We start from the raw sequence: 16,272 nt of genomic DNA, 5'->3' as shown, positions 1-16,272 counted from the left end.
GAGACAAGACCATGACGAACACGCCTCCCCTGAAGATGAACCGCCGCGCGGTGCTCGGCCTCGGCGCCAGCGCAGCCGCGCTGGCCGCATGCCCCGCGTTCGCGCAGGGTTCGGACAAGCCCATCCGCCTGATCCTGCCGATCAGCGCGGGCTCGGGCGTCGACACCATCGCGCGCGCCGCCGCGCCCGCGCTGGGCAAGGCCTTCGGCCAGCCGGTGGTGATCGACAACCTGCCGGGTGCGGGCGGCATCACCGGCGCGGCGGCCATCGTCAAGGCGGCGCCGGACGGGCTCACGCTGGGCATGGTGTCGAACAACCACGTCATCAACCCGGCGGTTTTCAGGAAGATGCCCTTCGACGCGATCAACGACATCACGCCGATCAGCGTGGTGGGCGCGACGCCCCTGGTGCTGCTGGCCAACCCGAAGCTGCCGGCGAAGAACGTGCCCGAGCTGGTTGCGCTGCTGCGCGCGAAGCCGGGCGCCTACAACTACGCCTCGTCGGGCAACGGCACCATCATCCATCTGGCGGGCGAGATGTTCATGGATGAGGCTGGTGTGAAGGCGCGGCACATTCCGTACAAGGGCACCGGGCCGATGATGACGGACATGATCGGCGGCCAGGTCGAGCTGGGCGTGGTGGCGCTGCCGGCGGTGCAGTCGCACATCAAGAGCGGCGCGCTGCGCGCCATCGGCCTGTGCGGCGCGCAGCGCTCGCCGGCCGCGCCGGACATTCCGACCATCGCCGAGCAGGGGCTGCCGAACTACGCGGTCGAGGGCTGGTTCGCGCTGATCGGGCCGGCGAAGATGCAGCCGGCGGACGTCGCCCGCATCCATGCCGCCGTGGTCGCGGCTTTTTCCAGCGCCGAGGTGCGCGAGGCGATGGACAAGCAGGGCAATGTCGTCAGGCCCACCACGCCCGAGCAGGCCGCCGGCTATTTCCGCAGCGAGGCGGCCCGCTACGCGGCGCTGGTGAAGAAGGCGAACGTGACGGTCGAGTAGGCAGGAAGGGAAGAAGAACTCAACCCTGGCTCGTGAACTTGAGCCCGATGATGCCGGCCACGATCAGCGCGACGCACACGAGCCGCGCTGCGTTGGCAGGCTCGCCGAACAGCACGATGCCCAGGGCCACGGTGCCCACCGCGCCGATGCCGGTCCACACCGCGTAGGCCGTGCCCACGGGCAGCGAGCGCATCGCCCAGCCCAGCAGCACCACGCTGAGCACCATCGAGATCGCGGTGCCCACCGAGGGCCAGAGCTTCGTGAACCCCTCGGTGTACTTGAGGCCGATGGCCCAGCCCGTTTCGAGCAGGCCCGCGATGAACAACACGATCCACGCCATGCGCGTGCTCCTTTCGCTTCAGTTGGGTTCGGGCCGCACGGCGCGGTAGAGGGCGCGCACGAAGTCCGACTGGGTGATCATGCCGGCCAGCCGCTTTTCGTCGTCGATGATGGGAATGTGGTGGTGGCCGCCCTCGGAGAACAGCGGCACCAGGTCGACCACGGGCCGGTCGGCGCTGGCCACGCGCACCTGGCGCGTCATGATCTGGCCCACCACTTCGGGCTTGCTCGACATCACGGTGCGGGTGGCGCGGATCAGGTCGCGCAGCTTGGCGGCGATGCCTTCGTGGTGCTGCAGGTCGAGCTGGCGGAAGAAGTCGGCCTGCGTGACGATGCCCACCACGCGGCGCGTGCGGTCGGTGACGGGCAGGGCCTTGATGCGGCGCTCGTGCATCAGCGCCCAGGCTTCCTGCAGCGGTGTGCCGAACTCCACCGAGATCGGCACGTTGGACATGATGTCCGCGCAGCTCAGCGTGCCCAGCCGGCGCTTGTACGACTCCAGCTCGGTCTCCCGGATCAGCGATTCGAGGTCGTCGCGGCTGATGTCCAGCACCTGGTTGTAGCGGGCGAGCACGGCGTCGATGTCGGCCTGGCTGAAGCGCGCATCGGAGCCCGGCGGGCGCGCGGCGACCTGCACGTGCGGATAGCGCCGCCCGGTCAGCGTGTTGTAGGCCACGCCGGCCAGCACCAGCAGCAGCGAGTTGGTGAAGAAGGGAAAGAGGGCCGACGAGAAATGCGTGGTGTGGGTCAGCACCGCCAGCAGCGCTGCCGCGCCGCCGGGCGGGTGCAGGCAGCGCGCGCTGAACATCAGGCCGATGGCGCCCGCCACCGCGACGGCGGCGGCCAGCTCGGGTTGGGGAATCCAGTTGGCCGCCGCGATGCCGACCACCGCCGACAGCGTGTTGCCGCCGATCACCGACCAGGGCTGCGCGAGCGGACTCGCCGGCACCGCGAAAACCAGCACGGCGCTGGCGCCCAGCGGCGCGATCAGCCAGACCGAGGCGTGCAGCGGCCCGGCCAGCCAGTGCGACAGCAACGCGGCCACCAGCAGGCCGATGCCCGCGCCCAGGACGGCGCGCAGCCGCTCGCGCGCGTCGACGGTGGTGGGGCCCGGCAGCCAGGCGCGCGCGTGGGTGAGGAGGGCTGCGAAGCGCATGTGCTCAGCCCTCGTGCGCCACCTTGCGCCCGATGTCCGGCCAGCGGCCGTGCAGCCACACCCAGGCGACCAGCCCGATGGCGAGCATGCCCATGGAGGTCAGCGCCAGCGCGAGCGTGGAGTGCATCACCAGCGGCGCCACCGCGCCGGCCACGATGCCGTTGGCGGTGGAGCCGATCACCGCCTGCAGCGACGAGGCCATGCCGCGGCGCTCGGGGTGCAGGTCGAGCACCAGCAGCGTGACCACCGGCACCATCAGCGCCCAGCCGAAGGCGAACACCGCCAGCGGCCAAAGCGCCCAGGCCACGTGTGCGTGGAAGAAGGTGTTGGCCACCACGTTGACCACAGAGGTGGCCAGCATGATCACGAAGCCGTCGCGGATCTGCCGCTTGGGCGCCACCTTGCCGGCCATGCGCCCGCTGGCGCGCGCGCCGAGCATGATGCCGCCGATGGTCAGCAGGAAGAACCAGAAGAACTGCTGCGGCTGCAGCGCGAGGTGGTCGCCCAGGAAGGCGGGCGCGGCCAGCACGTAGAGGAACATGCCATTGAAGGGCACGCCGCTGGCGAAGGCCAGCAGCAGAAAGCGCGGGTCGGAGCACAGGCTCCAGTAGCCGCGCATCAGGTGGCGCACCTGGAAGGGCTGGCGGTGGTCCTTGTGCAGCGTCTCCGGCAGCAGCTTGTAGTTGGCCGCGAACAGCGCCACGCCCACCGCCACCAGGAACCAGAACACCGCGTGCCAGCCCGCGTGCACGAAGAGGAAGCCGCCCACGATGGGCGCGATGGCCGGAGCCACGCCGAAATAGATCGTGACCTGGCTCATCACCCGCTGTGCCTCGGCCGGCGGGAACATGTCACGGATCACCGCGCGCGAGACCACGATGCCGGCACCGGTCGACAGGCCCTGCAGCCCCCGGAACAGCACCAGCTGCGTGATGTTCTGCGAGAGCGCGCAGCCCAGCGAGGCCAGCGTGAACACCGCCAGCCCCCACAGCACGACGGGGCGGCGGCCGAAGCTGTCGGACAGCGCGCCGTGGAACAGGTTCATGAACGCGAAGCCGAAAAGGTAGGCCGACAGCGTCTGCTGCATCTCGGCCGGCGTCGCGCCGATGGACTGCGCGATGCCCGAGAAGGCCGGGATGTAGGTGTCGATGGAGAAGGGCCCGAGCATGCCCAGCACGGCGAGCAGCACGGCAAGCGCCCAGCGCGGGGCCTGCCAGAGTTTGTCTGCATCGGGATTCATGGTGAGGTTTGCTCCATTCTTCTTATGCGAGTCTTGCGAGTACCAAAAAAGAAAGCGCCCTTGCGGGCGCCTCCTCGTCGGGGAAATACCGGGAGACCGGATCAGAGCGTATCAATAAAGCTGCGCAGCTTGTCCGAACGCGACGGATGCTTGAGCTTGCGCAGGGCCTTCGCCTCGATCTGGCGGATGCGCTCGCGGGTCACGTCGAACTGCTTGCCGACTTCTTCCAGCGTGTGGTCCGTGCTCATCTCGATGCCGAAGCGCATGCGCAGCACCTTGGCTTCGCGCGGCGTGAGGCTGTCGAGGATGTCCTTGACCACGTCGCGCAGGCCGGCCTGCATCGCGGCCTCGATGGGGGCCGTGTTGCTGCTGTCCTCGATGAAGTCGCCCAGGTGCGAATCGTCGTCGTCGCCGATGGGGGTTTCCATCGAGATCGGCTCCTTCGCGATCTTCATGATCTTGCGGATCTTGTCTTCCGGGATCTCCATCTTGGCGGCCAGGATGCCGGCGTCGGGCTCGAAGCCGAACTCCTGCAGATGCTGGCGCGAGATGCGGTTCATCTTGTTGATCGTCTCGATCATGTGCACCGGGATGCGGATGGTGCGCGCCTGGTCGGCGATCGAGCGGGTGATGGCCTGGCGGATCCACCACGTCGCGTAGGTCGAGAATTTGTAGCCGCGACGGTATTCGAACTTGTCGACCGCCTTCATCAGGCCGATGTTGCCTTCCTGGATCAGGTCGAGGAACTGCAGGCCGCGGTTCGTGTACTTCTTGGCGATGGAGATCACGAGGCGCAGGTTGGCCTCGATCATTTCCTTCTTGGCGTCGCGCGAGGACGATTCGCCCTCGTTCATGCGCTTGTTGATGTCCTTGAGCTCCGACAGCGGCACCACCACGCGCGACTGGATGTCGGCAAGCTTCTGCTGCAGTTCCTGCACCGGCGGAATGTTGCGCGCGAGCACCGAGCTCCAGGGCTTGCCGGCGGCGGCCTGCTTCTCGACCCACTTCAGGTTCAGCAGGTTGGAGGCGATGCGGTTGCCGTTCTTGTCGTAGCCGCTGAAGTCGCGGATGAACTCGTCCTGCGGGAAGCCGCACTTGTCCACGATGATGCGGCGCAGCTCGCGTTCCTTCTTGCGCACGTCGTCCACCTGCGTGCGCACCAGGTCGCACAGCTTCTCGATGGTGCGCGCGGTGAAGCGGATGGTCATCAGTTCGTCGGACACGGCCTGCTGGGCCTTGGCGTACGCCGGCGTGCCGTAGCCTTCCTTCTCGTAGATCTTGTGGATCTTCTCGAACAGCTCGGCGATGCGGTCGAAGCGCGAGAGGGCCTCGTTCTTGAGCTCTTCCAGCTTCTTGGTGAGCGCCTTGGAGCCGCCCTTGCCGTCGTCGTCGTCTTCCTCGTCGAATTCGTCGAAGTCTTCCTCGGCAACGTAGTCGTCGGCCTCGTTGGGGTTGGAGAAGCCGTCGACGATGGTCGAGATGACGACCTTGCCTTCACGGATCTCGCCGGCCAGGCGCAGGATCTCGGCGATGGTGGCGGGGGAGGCCGAGATGGCCTCCATCATGGCCATCAGGCCGCCTTCGATACGCTTGGCGATCTCGATTTCGCCTTCGCGCGTCAGCAGCTCGACCGTGCCCATCTCGCGCATGTACATGCGCACCGGGTCGGTGGTGCGGCCGAATTCGCTGTCCACCGTGGAGAGCGCGGCTTCGGCTTCTTCCTCGGCTTCTTCCACCGTGGTGGCAGTGGGCGCGGTGTTGTTCAGCAGCAGGGTCTCGGCGTCGGGCGTCTGCTCGTACACCGCCACGCCCATGTCGTTGAGCATGGTGACCACGACTTCCATGGTCTCGGCGTCGACCAGCTTGTCGGGAAGGTGGTCGGAGATTTCGCCGTGCGTGAGGTAGCCGCGGGTCTTGCCCAGCGTGATCAGGGTCTTCAGGCGCGAGCGGCGCTTGGCCAGGTCTTCTTCGGAGAGCACGGTCTCGTCGAGACCGAACTCCTTCATCAAGGCGCGTTCCTTCGCCTTGCTGATCTTCATGCGAAGCGGCTTGACCTTCTCTTCGGTCGCCGCAGCCGCGGGCTCGTCACCCGCCAGGTCGTCCTCGATGTCCGACAGGTCGATGTCGCTCTCGGGGGCTTCCTTGTCGGCCTTGGGCTTGCGGCCGCGCTTGGCGCCGGTGGTGGCCGACACGGTTCCGGCAGCCTTGGGCGGGCGGCCGACCTTCTTGGCGGCCGGGGCGGCGGCCTTCTTGGGATCTTCGAGGGAGGTCGATTTCGTGGGCACGGTTTTCACTTTCGTAGCGGCGGCCGATTTGGATGCGGCGGCGGCCGTCTTGGTTGCCGGTTTCGCACCGGCTTTCAACGGTTTTTCTGCTGCGGGCTTGGTGGCGACGCTTTTTGCAAGTGAAGGAGCAGGCTTCTTTGAACTGGGCATACGACCTCGTTACGGCAAGAAAAGACAAGCGGAATCACAGGCGCACCGTCATGCGGACGGCGCCACCAAGCCCGTGCACAGGCACGGACTGGAAACAAATGGGAAAGAGGAAGTGATTCCTCAACAGGCAAGATGTCGGGCGAACATTTGGTGTGCAGTCCTTGCGGTTATTGACCCTTTCCGCCGGAATCTACCGTTGGAGTGCATTGCGCTAGGGGTCGGCCCGGAGGTGCTGCTGTCGCTCTTGCCTATATTTCGCCAATTGCGAAGCCCTACATTATAGCGTGTTGCGCAAATTTCAAGCAATTTCTGAGCCCGAGGAGCGCAATCTGGTGCGCAATTCGAGCCGCCTTGCCTGAATTGCCCTGAAACGGTTCGGCGCGTCCGGGTCTTTCCCGAAAGCCGCAATTGCCTCGTTTTCCTGCTTTTTCAAGAGTTCCTCGAGCATGAAGTCGAGCACGCTGGCAAGCTCCCGGGCGGCATCGGCCAGGTGTTGCGCTTCTTCTCCCTCGGGAACGGGCCCGGCTTCGGCGACGGACATCAGCCGCTCGGCCAGCGGCTCGAATTCGAGCCCGCGCAGGCCTTCGCGCAGGGCCGCCCAGGGCTGGACGCCGTGCTCGTGCAACTGGCTGTCGAGCCACGTGAAGAGGGCGCCGTGCTGGCCCGGCAGGTCGCACAGCATCACGTGGAGCTCGTGCGACAGCGCCTCCCACTGCGCCATGTTCGACAGCAGCAGCCGCACCGCCACGTCCGGCCGGCTGGGCGGCGTGCCGCGGCCGCGCAGGGGCTCGATCGGCTCCTCGAACTTGCCGCCCCAGCGCTTGCCGCCCTTGCCCGTGAACTTGCGCTGCTGGAACTTGGGTTTGCTATCGTTTTCGTAGCGCGCAGGTTCGTAGTCCTGTGGCGGCGGCATGTCGGGGTAGTAGTCGTCCGCGCCACCGTCGCCGTAGTTCGGAGGCTCGTCGTGGCGACGCTGCTGCTGCTGCGCGGGCCCGCCGCCGGCCTTGCGCGGACCGGGTGTGGAGGCCCACAGCTCCGACAGCGCCGGCGCGTCCAGTTGCACCAGTGTCGCGATTTCGCTCAGCAACTGCCGCTTGAGCGCGCCGTCGGGCATGGCGCTCCAGAGCGGGCGCACGTTGCTCGTCATGTGGGCGCGGCCCTCGGCGGTGGTCAGGTCGCAGCCTTCGCGGGCGGCCTCGATCATGAAGCGCGACAGCGGCGTGGCCTCGTTGACGAAGCGGGCGAAGGCCTCGGCGCCGTGCTCGCGGATGAAGCTGTCGGGATCGTGCTCCGCCGGCAGGAACAGGAACTTGATGCTGCGTACGTCGGTGGCATAGGGCAGGGCGCCGTCGAGCGCCTTGCGCGCGGCGCGGCGGCCGGCGGCGTCGCCGTCGAAGCTGAACACCACCGACTCGGTGAAGCGGAATAGCTTCTGCACGTGGTCCGTGGTGCAGGCCGTGCCCAGCGTGGCCACCGCGTTCGGAAACCCGAGCTGCGCCAGCGCCACCACGTCCATGTAGCCCTCGGTGACCAGCGCATAGCCCTTGTCGCGGAAGGCAGCGCGGGCTTCGTAGAGGCCGTAGAGCTCGCGGCCCTTGCTGAACACGGGTGTTTCGGGCGAATTCAGGTACTTGGGCTTCTCGTCGCCCAGCACGCGGCCGCCGAAGCCGATGCATTCGCCCTTCACGTTGCGGATCGGGAACATCACGCGGTCGCGGAAGCGGTCGTAGCGCTTGGCTTCTTCCTCGCTGAGCTTGCCTTCCTCGTTGTTGACGATCACCAGCCCGCTCTCGGCGAGCAGCGGATCGTCGTAGTCGGGGAACACGCTGGCCAGAGCGCGCCAGCCGGCCGGCGCATAGCCGATGCCGAACTGCCTGGCGATCTCGCCCGAAACGCCCCGGCCCTTCAGGTACTCGATGGCGCCGGGCGCCTGCCGCAGGTGCTTGCGGTAGGCGTCGCCGGCCTTCTCGAGCACATCGGTCAGCGTGGCCTGCTTCTGGCGCTGGCTGGCGGCGCGGGCGCGCTCTGCGGGGGAGACGTCGTCCTCGGGCACCTGCAGGCCGTACTGGCCGGCCAGGTCGTGGACCGCCTCGACGAAGCCCATGCCCCCATGTTCGATCAGGAAGCCGATGGCGTTGCCGTGCGCTCCGCAGCCGAAGCAGTGATAGAACTGCTTGGTCGGGCTGACGGAGAAGGAGGGCGATTTCTCGCCGTGGAACGGGCACAGGCCCATGAAATTGGCGCCGGCCTTCTTGAGCTGCACATAGCGGCCGACGACCTCGACCACATCGGCGCGCGCGATGAGTTCCTGGATGAATGAAGCGGGGATGGTCATGTAGGCGAAGAGCGGCAAATCATACGCAAGCAGCCGAACGTTCACTGCCGGGCGGCATACTGAAAGCGACCGGATTCACGCATGACGACGCCCAAACCCCTGCAACACGTCGCGCCGCTGCTGCGCCACCCCCTGAGGTTCATCTGGGAAGCCCTCAAGGAATTCCGCGCCAACCAGGGCCTGCTGCTCGCTGGTGCCGTGGCGTACTACGCGCTGCTGTCCATCGTGCCGCTGCTGATCGTGAGCGTGATCGCGCTGTCGCACGTCATCGAGCAGGCCGAGCTGCTGCGCACCATCGGGCGGTACCTCGAATGGCTGCTGCCGGGGCAGTCGAAGGCCATCGTGGCGGAGCTTTCGAGCTTCCTGGACCATCGCGACGTGCTGGGGCCGGTGCTGCTGGTGACGATGATCTTCTTCAGCTCGCTGGCCTTCAGCGTGCTCGAAAGCGCGATGGCGGTGATCTTTCACCACCGCAAGGCTGATCACAAGCGCCATTTCCTGGTGTCGGTGACCATGCCCTACATCTACATCCTGTGCCTGTGCGTGGGGCTGCTGCTGGTCACGCTGGTGTCGGGGGCGCTGCAGCTGGTGGGGCAGGAGAGCGTCGACCTGCTGGGGCGCAGCTGGTCGCTGTCGGGCGTATCGGGGCTGCTGCTTTACCTGCTGGGACTGGGCGGCGAGATCTTCATGCTGACCTCGCTCTACCTCGTGATGCCGGCCGGGCGCATGTCGCTGCGCCATGCGCTGCTGGGCGGGGTGACGGCCGCGCTGCTGTGGGAGGCCACGCGGCGCGTGCTGATCTGGTATTTCTCGACGCTCTCGCAGGTGAACGTGGTCTACGGCTCGCTCACCACGGCCATCGTGGTGCTGCTGAGCCTGGAGATCGCCGCCACGCTGGTGCTGCTCGGGGCCCAGGTGATCGCGAACTACGAGCGTCTGGACCGCACCGGCACCACCAGGGTGCCGGAATCCGAAAGGCTCAGCGGGGAGCCAGTCGAATCGCTCCGTCCAGGCGGATCACCTCGCCGTTGAGCATGTCGTTCTCGATGATGTGCTTGGCCAGCTTGGCGTAGTCCTCGGGCGTGCCCAGGCGCGAAGGGAAGGGCACGCTGGCGGCCAGTGCGTCCTGCACTTCCTGCGGCATGCCGAAAAGCATGGGCGTACCGAAGATGCCGGGCGCGATGGTCATGTTGCGGATGCCGCTGCGCGCGAGGTCGCGGGCGATGGGCAGGGTCATGCCAACCACGCCGCCCTTGGAGGCGCTGTAGGCGGCTTGGCCGATCTGGCCGTCGTAGGCGGCTACGGAGGCGGTCGAAATCAGCACGCCGCGCTCGCCGGTGGATTCGGGCTCGTTCCTGCTCATGGCGTCGGACGCGAGCCGGATCATGTTGAAGCTGCCGATCAGGTTGACCGTGACGGTCTTGCTGAAGGTGGCCAGCGCGTGCGGGCCGTTCTTGCCCACGGTCTTCTCGGCCGGAGCGATGCCGGCGCAGTTGACGAGGCCGACCAGCTTGCCCAGCTTGAGCGCCGCGGCGACTACAGCCTGGCCGTCGGCCTCCTGGCTCACGTCGCACTTGACGAACACGCCGCCGATTTCCTTGGCAACGGCTTCGCCCTTTTCAACCTGCATGTCGGCGATCACCACCTTGCCGCCGTTGGCGGCCAGCATGCGCGCCGTGCCCTCGCCGAGGCCCGAAGCGCCACCGGTCACGATAAAAACCTTGCCGTCGATCTGCATAAGAAGTCTCCTGGGATAAGCCCGCCATTATCGAAGACGCTCGCAGGACGAAAAAAAGGGCCTCATCCGGAGATGAGGCCCCTGAATTGGATCCGTGAGGACCCAAGGAGACAACTGGTGGTGGTCGGTCGCTTGCTTAGCGCTTGCGCGAGGCGGTAGCGGTCTTGGCAGCGGCGACGGCCTGGCTCGACACGGCGTTGAAGTTGGCTTCGGCGACGTCCGAAGCTTGCTTGACGGCCTTCTGAACCGATTCGAAAGCGTTGTTGGCGGCGGCCACGGCGCTCTTCAGGACGGCAACGGCGGTTTCCGAACCGGCGGGAGCGTTCTTGGAAGCGCTGTCGACCAGGCCGACGAAGGCTTGCTGGGCTTCGGTGGCCTTGGCTTCGAAAGCCTTGGTGAACTCGGCGCCGGTGCCTTGGGCGATGTCGTACAGGTGACGGCTGTAGGCGGCGGTCTTCTCGGCCAGGGGCTGGAACAGGCTGGCTTGCAGCGTGAGCAGCTCTTGCGCGTCCTTCACGCTCAGGGCGGCCTGGGCGGTGTTCTGGGCTTCGGCCAGGGCGGCCTTCGAGGCGGTCACGTTCAGTTCGACGAGCTTCTCGACGCCTTCGAAAGCCTTGGTGGTCAGGCCGAACAGGGTTTCGAGGTTTGCTTTTTGAGCGGCGAGGATTTGGTCAGCGGTCAGGGCCATTTGGGATCTCCAGAAGGGATGATTGAGTGGTCGGTTCACGTTGCGCTGTCTCGCCGTCAATGTTGCGGTGCAGCATGGGCTCAAGTATAGGCAGCTGGTTTCTGCGATCAAGGGGTTTTTGCTGCCATGCAGCAATTTAGAAGCGGCCTTCTAAATTCGGCTGCGCAGCGGTTGCCGGCTGGCTGAGTACCGGTCACCAAGGTTGCCTTCCGCCGCAAAAGCTGCTGGCAGAATGCCGCGCGATGAGCGCACCGACCACCAGACCCACTCCCCACTCGCGCAACGGCTATCGCGCATTCCGCAGCATCCCGACGCGCTGGGCCGACAACGACATGTACGGCCACGTCAACAACGTCGTCTACTACAGCTGGTTCGATACGGCGGTGAACGCCCTGCTCATCGAGCGCGGCGCGCTCGACATCCACCATGGCAAGACCATCGGCTTCGTGGTGGAGACCCAGTGCAACTACTTCGCGCCGATCGCCTTCCCGCAGACGGTGGAGGCGGGCGTGCGGGTGGCGCAGGCGGGCCGCTCCAGCGTGCGCTACGAGATCGCCCTGTTCGCCGAGGGCTGCGACACCGCGGCGGCGCAGGGCCACTTCGTGCACGTCTACGTGGATCGCTCCACCCAGCGCCCGGTGCCGCTGCCCGAGGCTCTCCAGCAGGTGGTCGATTCGCTCAAGTCTCGAGACTCCTGAAGCCGTTTCCGCAAAGGAAAACGGCGCCCCGGGGCGCCGTTTTCACTGGGCTCGAACGAAGACCTTACATCTTCTTCTTCATGGCGTTGATCTCGGCCTTGCCCTGGGCTTCGTCAGCCTTGGCCTGCTTCTCGCAGGCGGTCTTGGCTTCGCCCTTCTGGTCGTCGCACTTTTCCTTCGCGACTTCGTAGGCGGCCTTCACCTTTTCCTCGGCCACCTTGCGGGCGTGGCTGTCGCTGGGCTGGTATTGCTGCTCCAGCTCGGCCTTGGCAACGTCTTCCTTGCCCTTGGCTTCCTTCATGCAGACGTCCTTGGCGTTGTCCTTCATCGTGTCGCACTGGGTCTTGGCGACCTTGTAGTCGGCCTCGATCTTTTCCTTGGCGACCTTGTATTCGTCCTTGGTCATTGCGCTGGCCTGGGTGGCCACGAAGCAGGTGGATGCGAGGGCCAGCATGAGAAGGTGCTTTTTCATGGGATGTTCTCCTTCGGGGATTGGATGGATCGGATTCGGCAGGGATGCCAGGGAATGCCCGGCGGCGCTCAGTTGCGCTCGAACCAGAGCGCGTCCGGCGAGCGGCCGTCACGCGATTCCCAGTCCTTGACCTGCTTCTCGGCTTCGTCGCGGCTGATGCCGTGGCGTTCCTGGATGCGGCCGAGCAACTGGTCGCGCTTGCCGGCGATGACGTCGAAGTCGTCGTCGGTCAGCTTGCCCCATTGCTCCTTGACCTTGCCCTTGAGCTGTTTCCAGTTGCCTTCGATGGTGTCCTTGTTCATGCGAATCTCCTTTGGGACTGTTGAGCCGGCGGGGCTTGTCCGCCGCCGTGAAAACAATGTCGCCGCGAGGATTCGCCGCGTCGGTAGGACGTGCTGTTCGCCCCCCGTAGGCAGAGGCCGACGCGTCCCGTGATAATCGAACGGCCGCCGAAAGTTTGAGACAACGCGCCCAGCACCATGATCATCCACAGCCTGCTCGACACCGACCTCTACAAGTTCACGATGATGCAGGTGGTCCTGCATCACTTCCCCGGGGCAAGGGTCGAGTACCGCTTCAAGTGCCGCAACCCGGGCGTCGACCTCGCCCAGTTCGCCGGGCAGATCCGCGAAGAGGTGCGCAGCCTGTGCTCGCTGCAGTTCCGCGACGCAGAGCTCGCCTACCTGCGCTCCATGCGCTTCATCAAGAGCGACTTCGTCGACTTCCTCGGGCTCTTCAGGCTCAACGAGAAGTACATCAACATCATTCCCCAGCCCTCGGGCGAGCTCGAGATCCGCATCAAGGGGCCCTGGCTGCACACCATCCTGTTCGAGATCCCGGTGCTGGCCATCGTCAACGAGGTCTACTTCCGCAACACGCAGAAGAAGCCCGACTTCGAGGAAGGCCGCCGCCGGCTCGAGACCAAGCTGGCACAGCTGCAGGAGGCCGGCCTCGGCGACCTGAAGATCGCCGACTACGGCACGCGCCGCCGCTTCTCCAAGGACTGGCACGAAGAAGTGCTGCGCACTTCGGCCGCGCGGCTGGGCGCCGTCACCTCGCCGCCGGTGCAGTCGCAGCCGGGCGCGCGGCTGCCGCAGCTGGCGGGCACCAGCAACGTGCTGTACGCGATGAAGCTGGGCATGATCCCGCTGGGCACCATGGCACACGAGTACCTGCAGGCCTGTCAGGCACTGGGCCCGCGGTTGCGCGACAGCCAGATCTTCGGCTTCGAGAGCTGGGCGCGCGAGTACCGCGGCGACCTGGGCATCGCGCTGTCCGACGTGTACGGCATGAGCGCCTTCCTGCGCGACTTCGACCTGTACTTCTGCAAGCTCTTCGACGGCGCGCGCCACGACAGCGGCGACCCGTTCGTCTGGGGCGAGCGCATGCTGGCGCATTACATCGCCAACCGGGTCGACCCGCGCACCAAGACGCTGATCTTCAGCGACGGCCTCACGGTGCCGCGCACCATCGAGCTCTACCAGCAGTTCCGCGGCCGCTGCCAGCTGGCCTTCGGCATCGGCACCAACCTCACCAACGACCTGGGCTACGAGCCGCTGCAGATCGTCATCAAGATGATCGAGTGCAACGGCCAGCCGGTGGCCAAGCTGTCGGACACGCCGTCCAAGAACATGTGCGAGGACGAGAAGTACCTGGCCTACCTGCGCCAGGTGTTCGAGATCGAACAACCCCCGGCCTGAAAGCTGTACTGACCCGTCTGGTACGGTACGGCCCCATGCAAAAGAAGACCCCACCCAAGGCGGCCGCGCTGCCATTCCTGCTCCTGTTCCCCGCACTGGCCTCGGCCGCTGAATTCGACGGCGGCAGCCTCTCTCCGCTGTGGGGTGTGCCTTTCGCGGGCATCCTGCTGTCGATCGCGCTGCTGCCGCTGCTCGCGCCTTCCTTCTGGCATCACCACTACGGCAAGGTCTCGGCGGCCTGGGCGCTGGCGTTCCTGGTGCCCTTCGCCACGATCTTCGGCCTGCCGCTGGCCGGCGGGCAGTTCGTGCATGCGCTGGTGGCGGAGTACATCCCGTTCATCATCCTGCTGACGGCGCTCTTCACCGTGGCGGGCGGCATCCACATCCGGGGCAACCTGCACGGTGCGCCGGGGCTCAACACAGCGATCCTCGCCATCGGCGCGGTGCTTGCGAGCTTCATGGGCACCACGGGCGCTTCGATGCTGCTGATCAGGCCGCTGATACGCGCCAACGACAACCGCCTGCACAAGGCGCACGTGATCGTGTTCTTCATCTTCATCGTGTCGAACGCCGGCGGCTCGCTCACGCCGCTGGGCGATCCGCCGCTGTTCCTCGGCTTCCTGAAGGGCGTGGGCTTCTTCTGGACCGTGCAGCACATCCTGCCCGAGACGCTCTTCATCGTCGGCTTGCTGCTGGCGCTCTTCTATGCGATCGACCGCCACTACTACCGCAAGGAAGGCGTGCTGCCGGTCGACCCCACGCCCGACACGCCCCGCATCGGGTTCGACGGCGCCGCCAACTTCTGGCTGCTGGGCGGCGTGGTCGCGCTGGTGCTGCTGAGCGGCTTCTGGAAGTCGCCGGTGGTCTTCGACGTGTTCGGCACCGAGGTCGGCCTGCCGGGGCTGGTGCGCGACATCGGGCTGATCGCGATCGCAGTGGTCTCGTACAAGCTGACCTCGCCCAAGGTGCACGCCGACAACCAGTTCGAATGGGGCCCGATGGCCGAGGTGGCCAAGCTCTTCGCGGGCATCTTCCTGACCATCATCCCGGTGATCGCGATGCTGAAGGCTGGTACGCAGGGGCCCTTCGGCGCCATCGTCTCGGCGGTGACGCGCGCCGACGGCCAGCCCGATCCGGCGGCGTACTTCTGGGCCACGGGCGTGCTGAGTTCCTTCCTGGACAACGCGCCGACCTACCTGGTGTTCTTCAACACCGCGGGCGGCGACCCGGCGGCGCTGATGACCACCTACGCGAGCACGCTCGCCGCCATCTCCGCCGGCGCCGTGTTCATGGGCGCCAACACCTACATCGGCAACGCACCCAACCTCATGGTCAAGGCCATCGCCGAGAGCCGCGGCGTGCGCATGCCGAGCTTCTTCGGCTACATGGCGTGGTCGTGCGCCATCCTGGTTCCGCTGTTCGTCCTGTCCACCTTCCTCTTCTTCCGCTGAGAGACAAACAAATCATGAGCAAGCCCAAGATCCTGGTCGCGCGCGCGATCTTTCCCGAGACCATCGAGCGCCTGTTGCAGCATTTCGAGGTCGAGTCGAACCAGACCGACGAGAGCTGGAGCAAGGAACAGCTGATCGCGAAGCTGCAGGGCAAGCAGGGCGCCTTCACCACCGGCAGCGAGCGAATCGACGCCGCGGTGCTCGACGCCTGCCCCGACCTGAAGATCTGCGCCAACATGGCCGTGGGCTACAACAACTTCGACGTCGACGCGATGGCCGCGCACGGCGTGCTCGGCACCAACGCGCCCGACGTGCTGACCGAGACCACGGCCGACTTCGGCTTCGCGCTGCTGATGGCCACAGCGCGCCGCATCTCCGAGAGCGAACACTTCCTGCGCGCGGGCAAGTGGCAGAAGTGGAGCTACGACATGTTCGCGGGCTCCGACATTCACGGCTCCACGCTCGGCATCATCGGCATGGGCCGCATCGGCCAGGGCATCGCGAAGCGCGGCGCGCACGGCTTCGGCATGAAGGTGGTCTATCACAACCGCTCCAGGCTCGACGCGGCGCTGGAGGCCGAATGCAAGGCCAGCTACGTGAGCAAGGAAGAGCTGCTGAAGACGGCCGACCACGTGGTGCTGGTGGTGCCGTATTCGGCGGCGTCGCACCACACCATCGGCGCGGCCGAGATCGCGCTGATGAAGCCGACCGCCACGCTGGTCAACATCGCGCGCGGCGGCATCGTCGACGACGCCGCTCTGGCCATCGCGCTGCGCGAGAAGCGCATCGCCGCGGCCGGCCTCGATGTGTTCGAGGGCGAGCCCAAGGTCCATCCCGACCTGCTGACCGTGCCCAACGTGGTGCTGACGCCGCACATCGCCAGCGCCACCGTGCCCACGCGCCGCGCCATGGCCGATCTCGCCGCCGACAACCTGATCGCGTACTTCGGCGGCAAGGGACCGCTGACGCCCGTGACGCCGGTTCCGGCGGCAAGCAAGTAAGCAGCAGGAGCGCAACCG

The 16,272-nt window shown here is 66.3% G+C and carries 16 protein-coding genes; 7 read left to right on the top strand and 9 right to left on the bottom strand.

Annotated elements, in window-relative coordinates:
* Positions 1-11 precede the first annotated feature (11 nt).
* On the top strand, positions 12-1,001 hold the full coding sequence (locus ABL843_RS20765; protein ID WP_260319430.1) for a tripartite tricarboxylate transporter substrate binding protein: 990 nt from the start codon (positions 12-14) through the stop codon (positions 999-1,001).
* A 19-nt stretch (positions 1,002-1,020) separates the two neighbouring features.
* On the opposite strand, the gene sugE is transcribed toward ABL843_RS20765, so the two are convergent.
* The 4 genes from sugE to rpoD form a co-directional block, all read right to left on the bottom strand.
* Positions 1,021-1,341: a quaternary ammonium compound efflux SMR transporter SugE gene (gene sugE, locus ABL843_RS20760; RefSeq protein ID WP_126024915.1), complete on the bottom strand. Its 321-nt coding sequence runs from the start codon at positions 1,339-1,341 to the stop codon at positions 1,021-1,023.
* An 18-nt stretch (positions 1,342-1,359) separates the two neighbouring features.
* A complete protein-coding gene (locus ABL843_RS20755) occupies positions 1,360-2,496 on the bottom strand; it encodes an HPP family protein (protein ID WP_418117116.1) in 1,137 nt (378 codons plus the stop codon).
* Positions 2,497-2,500: 4 nt separating this feature from the next.
* Positions 2,501-3,736, bottom strand: a complete 1,236-nt coding sequence (locus ABL843_RS20750) for a multidrug effflux MFS transporter (RefSeq protein WP_126024917.1) — start codon at positions 3,734-3,736, stop codon at positions 2,501-2,503.
* Between the two features lie 101 nt (positions 3,737-3,837).
* Complete coding sequence (gene rpoD, locus ABL843_RS20745; RefSeq protein WP_418117115.1) at positions 3,838-6,021, bottom strand: RNA polymerase sigma factor RpoD; 2,184 nt, start codon at positions 6,019-6,021, stop codon at positions 3,838-3,840.
* On the opposite strand from rpoD, the gene ABL843_RS20740 reads away from it, so the two are divergent.
* On the top strand, positions 6,014-6,454 hold the full coding sequence (locus tag ABL843_RS20740) for a hypothetical protein (RefSeq protein ID WP_240650804.1): 441 nt from the start codon (positions 6,014-6,016) through the stop codon (positions 6,452-6,454). The genes rpoD and ABL843_RS20740 overlap by 8 nt on opposite strands.
* 15 nt (positions 6,455-6,469) lie before the next feature.
* Here the strand turns inward: ABL843_RS20740 and dnaG are convergent, their stop codons facing one another.
* The gene (gene dnaG, locus ABL843_RS20735) at positions 6,470-8,506 is read right to left on the bottom strand and encodes a DNA primase (protein ID WP_418117114.1); all 2,037 of its coding nucleotides are present in this window, start codon (positions 8,504-8,506) and stop codon (positions 6,470-6,472) included.
* Between the two features lie 81 nt (positions 8,507-8,587).
* On the opposite strand from dnaG, the gene ABL843_RS20730 reads away from it, so the two are divergent.
* Positions 8,588-9,538 (top strand): YihY/virulence factor BrkB family protein, encoded by a 951-nt coding sequence (locus ABL843_RS20730; protein WP_418117113.1) that lies wholly within the window; start codon positions 8,588-8,590, stop codon positions 9,536-9,538.
* On the opposite strand, the gene ABL843_RS20725 is transcribed toward ABL843_RS20730, so the two are convergent.
* Both ABL843_RS20725 and ABL843_RS20720 read right to left on the bottom strand, forming a co-directional pair.
* A complete protein-coding gene (locus ABL843_RS20725) occupies positions 9,486-10,244 on the bottom strand; it encodes a 3-hydroxyacyl-CoA dehydrogenase (protein ID WP_418117112.1) in 759 nt (252 codons plus the stop codon). The genes ABL843_RS20730 and ABL843_RS20725 overlap by 53 nt on opposite strands.
* A gap of 136 nt (positions 10,245-10,380) precedes the next feature.
* The gene (locus ABL843_RS20720; protein ID WP_019655862.1) at positions 10,381-10,932 is read right to left on the bottom strand and encodes a phasin family protein; all 552 of its coding nucleotides are present in this window, start codon (positions 10,930-10,932) and stop codon (positions 10,381-10,383) included.
* Between the two features lie 242 nt (positions 10,933-11,174).
* Between ABL843_RS20720 and ABL843_RS20715 the strand changes: the two genes are divergently transcribed.
* Complete coding sequence (locus ABL843_RS20715) at positions 11,175-11,630, top strand: acyl-CoA thioesterase (RefSeq protein WP_418117111.1); 456 nt, start codon at positions 11,175-11,177, stop codon at positions 11,628-11,630.
* Positions 11,631-11,694: 64 nt separating this feature from the next.
* Here the strand turns inward: ABL843_RS20715 and ABL843_RS20710 are convergent, their stop codons facing one another.
* Both ABL843_RS20710 and ABL843_RS20705 read right to left on the bottom strand, forming a co-directional pair.
* Complete coding sequence (locus tag ABL843_RS20710) at positions 11,695-12,102, bottom strand: hypothetical protein (RefSeq protein ID WP_126024923.1); 408 nt, start codon at positions 12,100-12,102, stop codon at positions 11,695-11,697.
* Positions 12,103-12,170: 68 nt separating this feature from the next.
* Complete coding sequence (locus tag ABL843_RS20705; protein WP_126024924.1) at positions 12,171-12,404, bottom strand: CsbD family protein; 234 nt, start codon at positions 12,402-12,404, stop codon at positions 12,171-12,173.
* A 177-nt stretch (positions 12,405-12,581) separates the two neighbouring features.
* Between ABL843_RS20705 and pncB the strand changes: the two genes are divergently transcribed.
* Genes pncB through ABL843_RS20690 form a run of 3 tightly spaced genes read left to right on the top strand, consistent with a single transcriptional unit; the run spans position 12,582 to position 16,254 of the window.
* Positions 12,582-13,802, top strand: coding sequence for a nicotinate phosphoribosyltransferase (gene pncB / locus ABL843_RS20700; protein ID WP_418117110.1), 1,221 nt, complete (start codon positions 12,582-12,584; stop codon positions 13,800-13,802).
* A 35-nt stretch (positions 13,803-13,837) separates the two neighbouring features.
* Positions 13,838-15,253, top strand: a complete 1,416-nt coding sequence (locus ABL843_RS20695) for a sodium:proton antiporter (protein ID WP_418117109.1) — start codon at positions 13,838-13,840, stop codon at positions 15,251-15,253.
* Positions 15,254-15,267: 14 nt separating this feature from the next.
* Complete coding sequence (locus ABL843_RS20690; protein WP_418117108.1) at positions 15,268-16,254, top strand: 2-hydroxyacid dehydrogenase; 987 nt, start codon at positions 15,268-15,270, stop codon at positions 16,252-16,254.
* Positions 16,255-16,272 lie beyond the last annotated feature (18 nt).

Origin of the sequence: Variovorax sp. 350MFTsu5.1 (genome assembly GCF_048302515.1) — a bacterium.
GTDB lineage: Bacteria > Pseudomonadota > Gammaproteobacteria > Burkholderiales > Burkholderiaceae_C > Variovorax > Variovorax guangxiensis.
The sequence above is the reverse complement of the archived record's forward strand: the minus strand, read 5'-3'. Positions and strand labels throughout refer to the sequence as shown.

Coding starts and splice junctions, on each gene's coding strand:
- dnaG (WP_418117114.1), bottom strand. CDS start 8,506: ATGACCATCCCCGCTTCATTCATCCAGGAACTCATCGCGCGCGCCGAT.
- ABL843_RS20765 (WP_260319430.1), top strand. CDS start 12: ATGACGAACACGCCTCCCCTGAAGATGAACCGCCGCGCGGTGCTCGGC.
- ABL843_RS20690 (WP_418117108.1), top strand. CDS start 15,268: ATGAGCAAGCCCAAGATCCTGGTCGCGCGCGCGATCTTTCCCGAGACC.
- ABL843_RS20750 (WP_126024917.1), bottom strand. CDS start 3,736: ATGAATCCCGATGCAGACAAACTCTGGCAGGCCCCGCGCTGGGCGCTT.
- ABL843_RS20695 (WP_418117109.1), top strand. CDS start 13,838: ATGCAAAAGAAGACCCCACCCAAGGCGGCCGCGCTGCCATTCCTGCTC.
- pncB (WP_418117110.1), top strand. CDS start 12,582: ATGATCATCCACAGCCTGCTCGACACCGACCTCTACAAGTTCACGATG.
- sugE (WP_126024915.1), bottom strand. CDS start 1,341: ATGGCGTGGATCGTGTTGTTCATCGCGGGCCTGCTCGAAACGGGCTGG.
- ABL843_RS20720 (WP_019655862.1), bottom strand. CDS start 10,932: ATGGCCCTGACCGCTGACCAAATCCTCGCCGCTCAAAAAGCAAACCTC.
- ABL843_RS20705 (WP_126024924.1), bottom strand. CDS start 12,404: ATGAACAAGGACACCATCGAAGGCAACTGGAAACAGCTCAAGGGCAAG.
- ABL843_RS20755 (WP_418117116.1), bottom strand. CDS start 2,496: ATGCGCTTCGCAGCCCTCCTCACCCACGCGCGCGCCTGGCTGCCGGGC.
- ABL843_RS20715 (WP_418117111.1), top strand. CDS start 11,175: ATGAGCGCACCGACCACCAGACCCACTCCCCACTCGCGCAACGGCTAT.
- ABL843_RS20710 (WP_126024923.1), bottom strand. CDS start 12,102: ATGAAAAAGCACCTTCTCATGCTGGCCCTCGCATCCACCTGCTTCGTG.
- ABL843_RS20730 (WP_418117113.1), top strand. CDS start 8,588: ATGACGACGCCCAAACCCCTGCAACACGTCGCGCCGCTGCTGCGCCAC.
- ABL843_RS20725 (WP_418117112.1), bottom strand. CDS start 10,244: ATGCAGATCGACGGCAAGGTTTTTATCGTGACCGGTGGCGCTTCGGGC.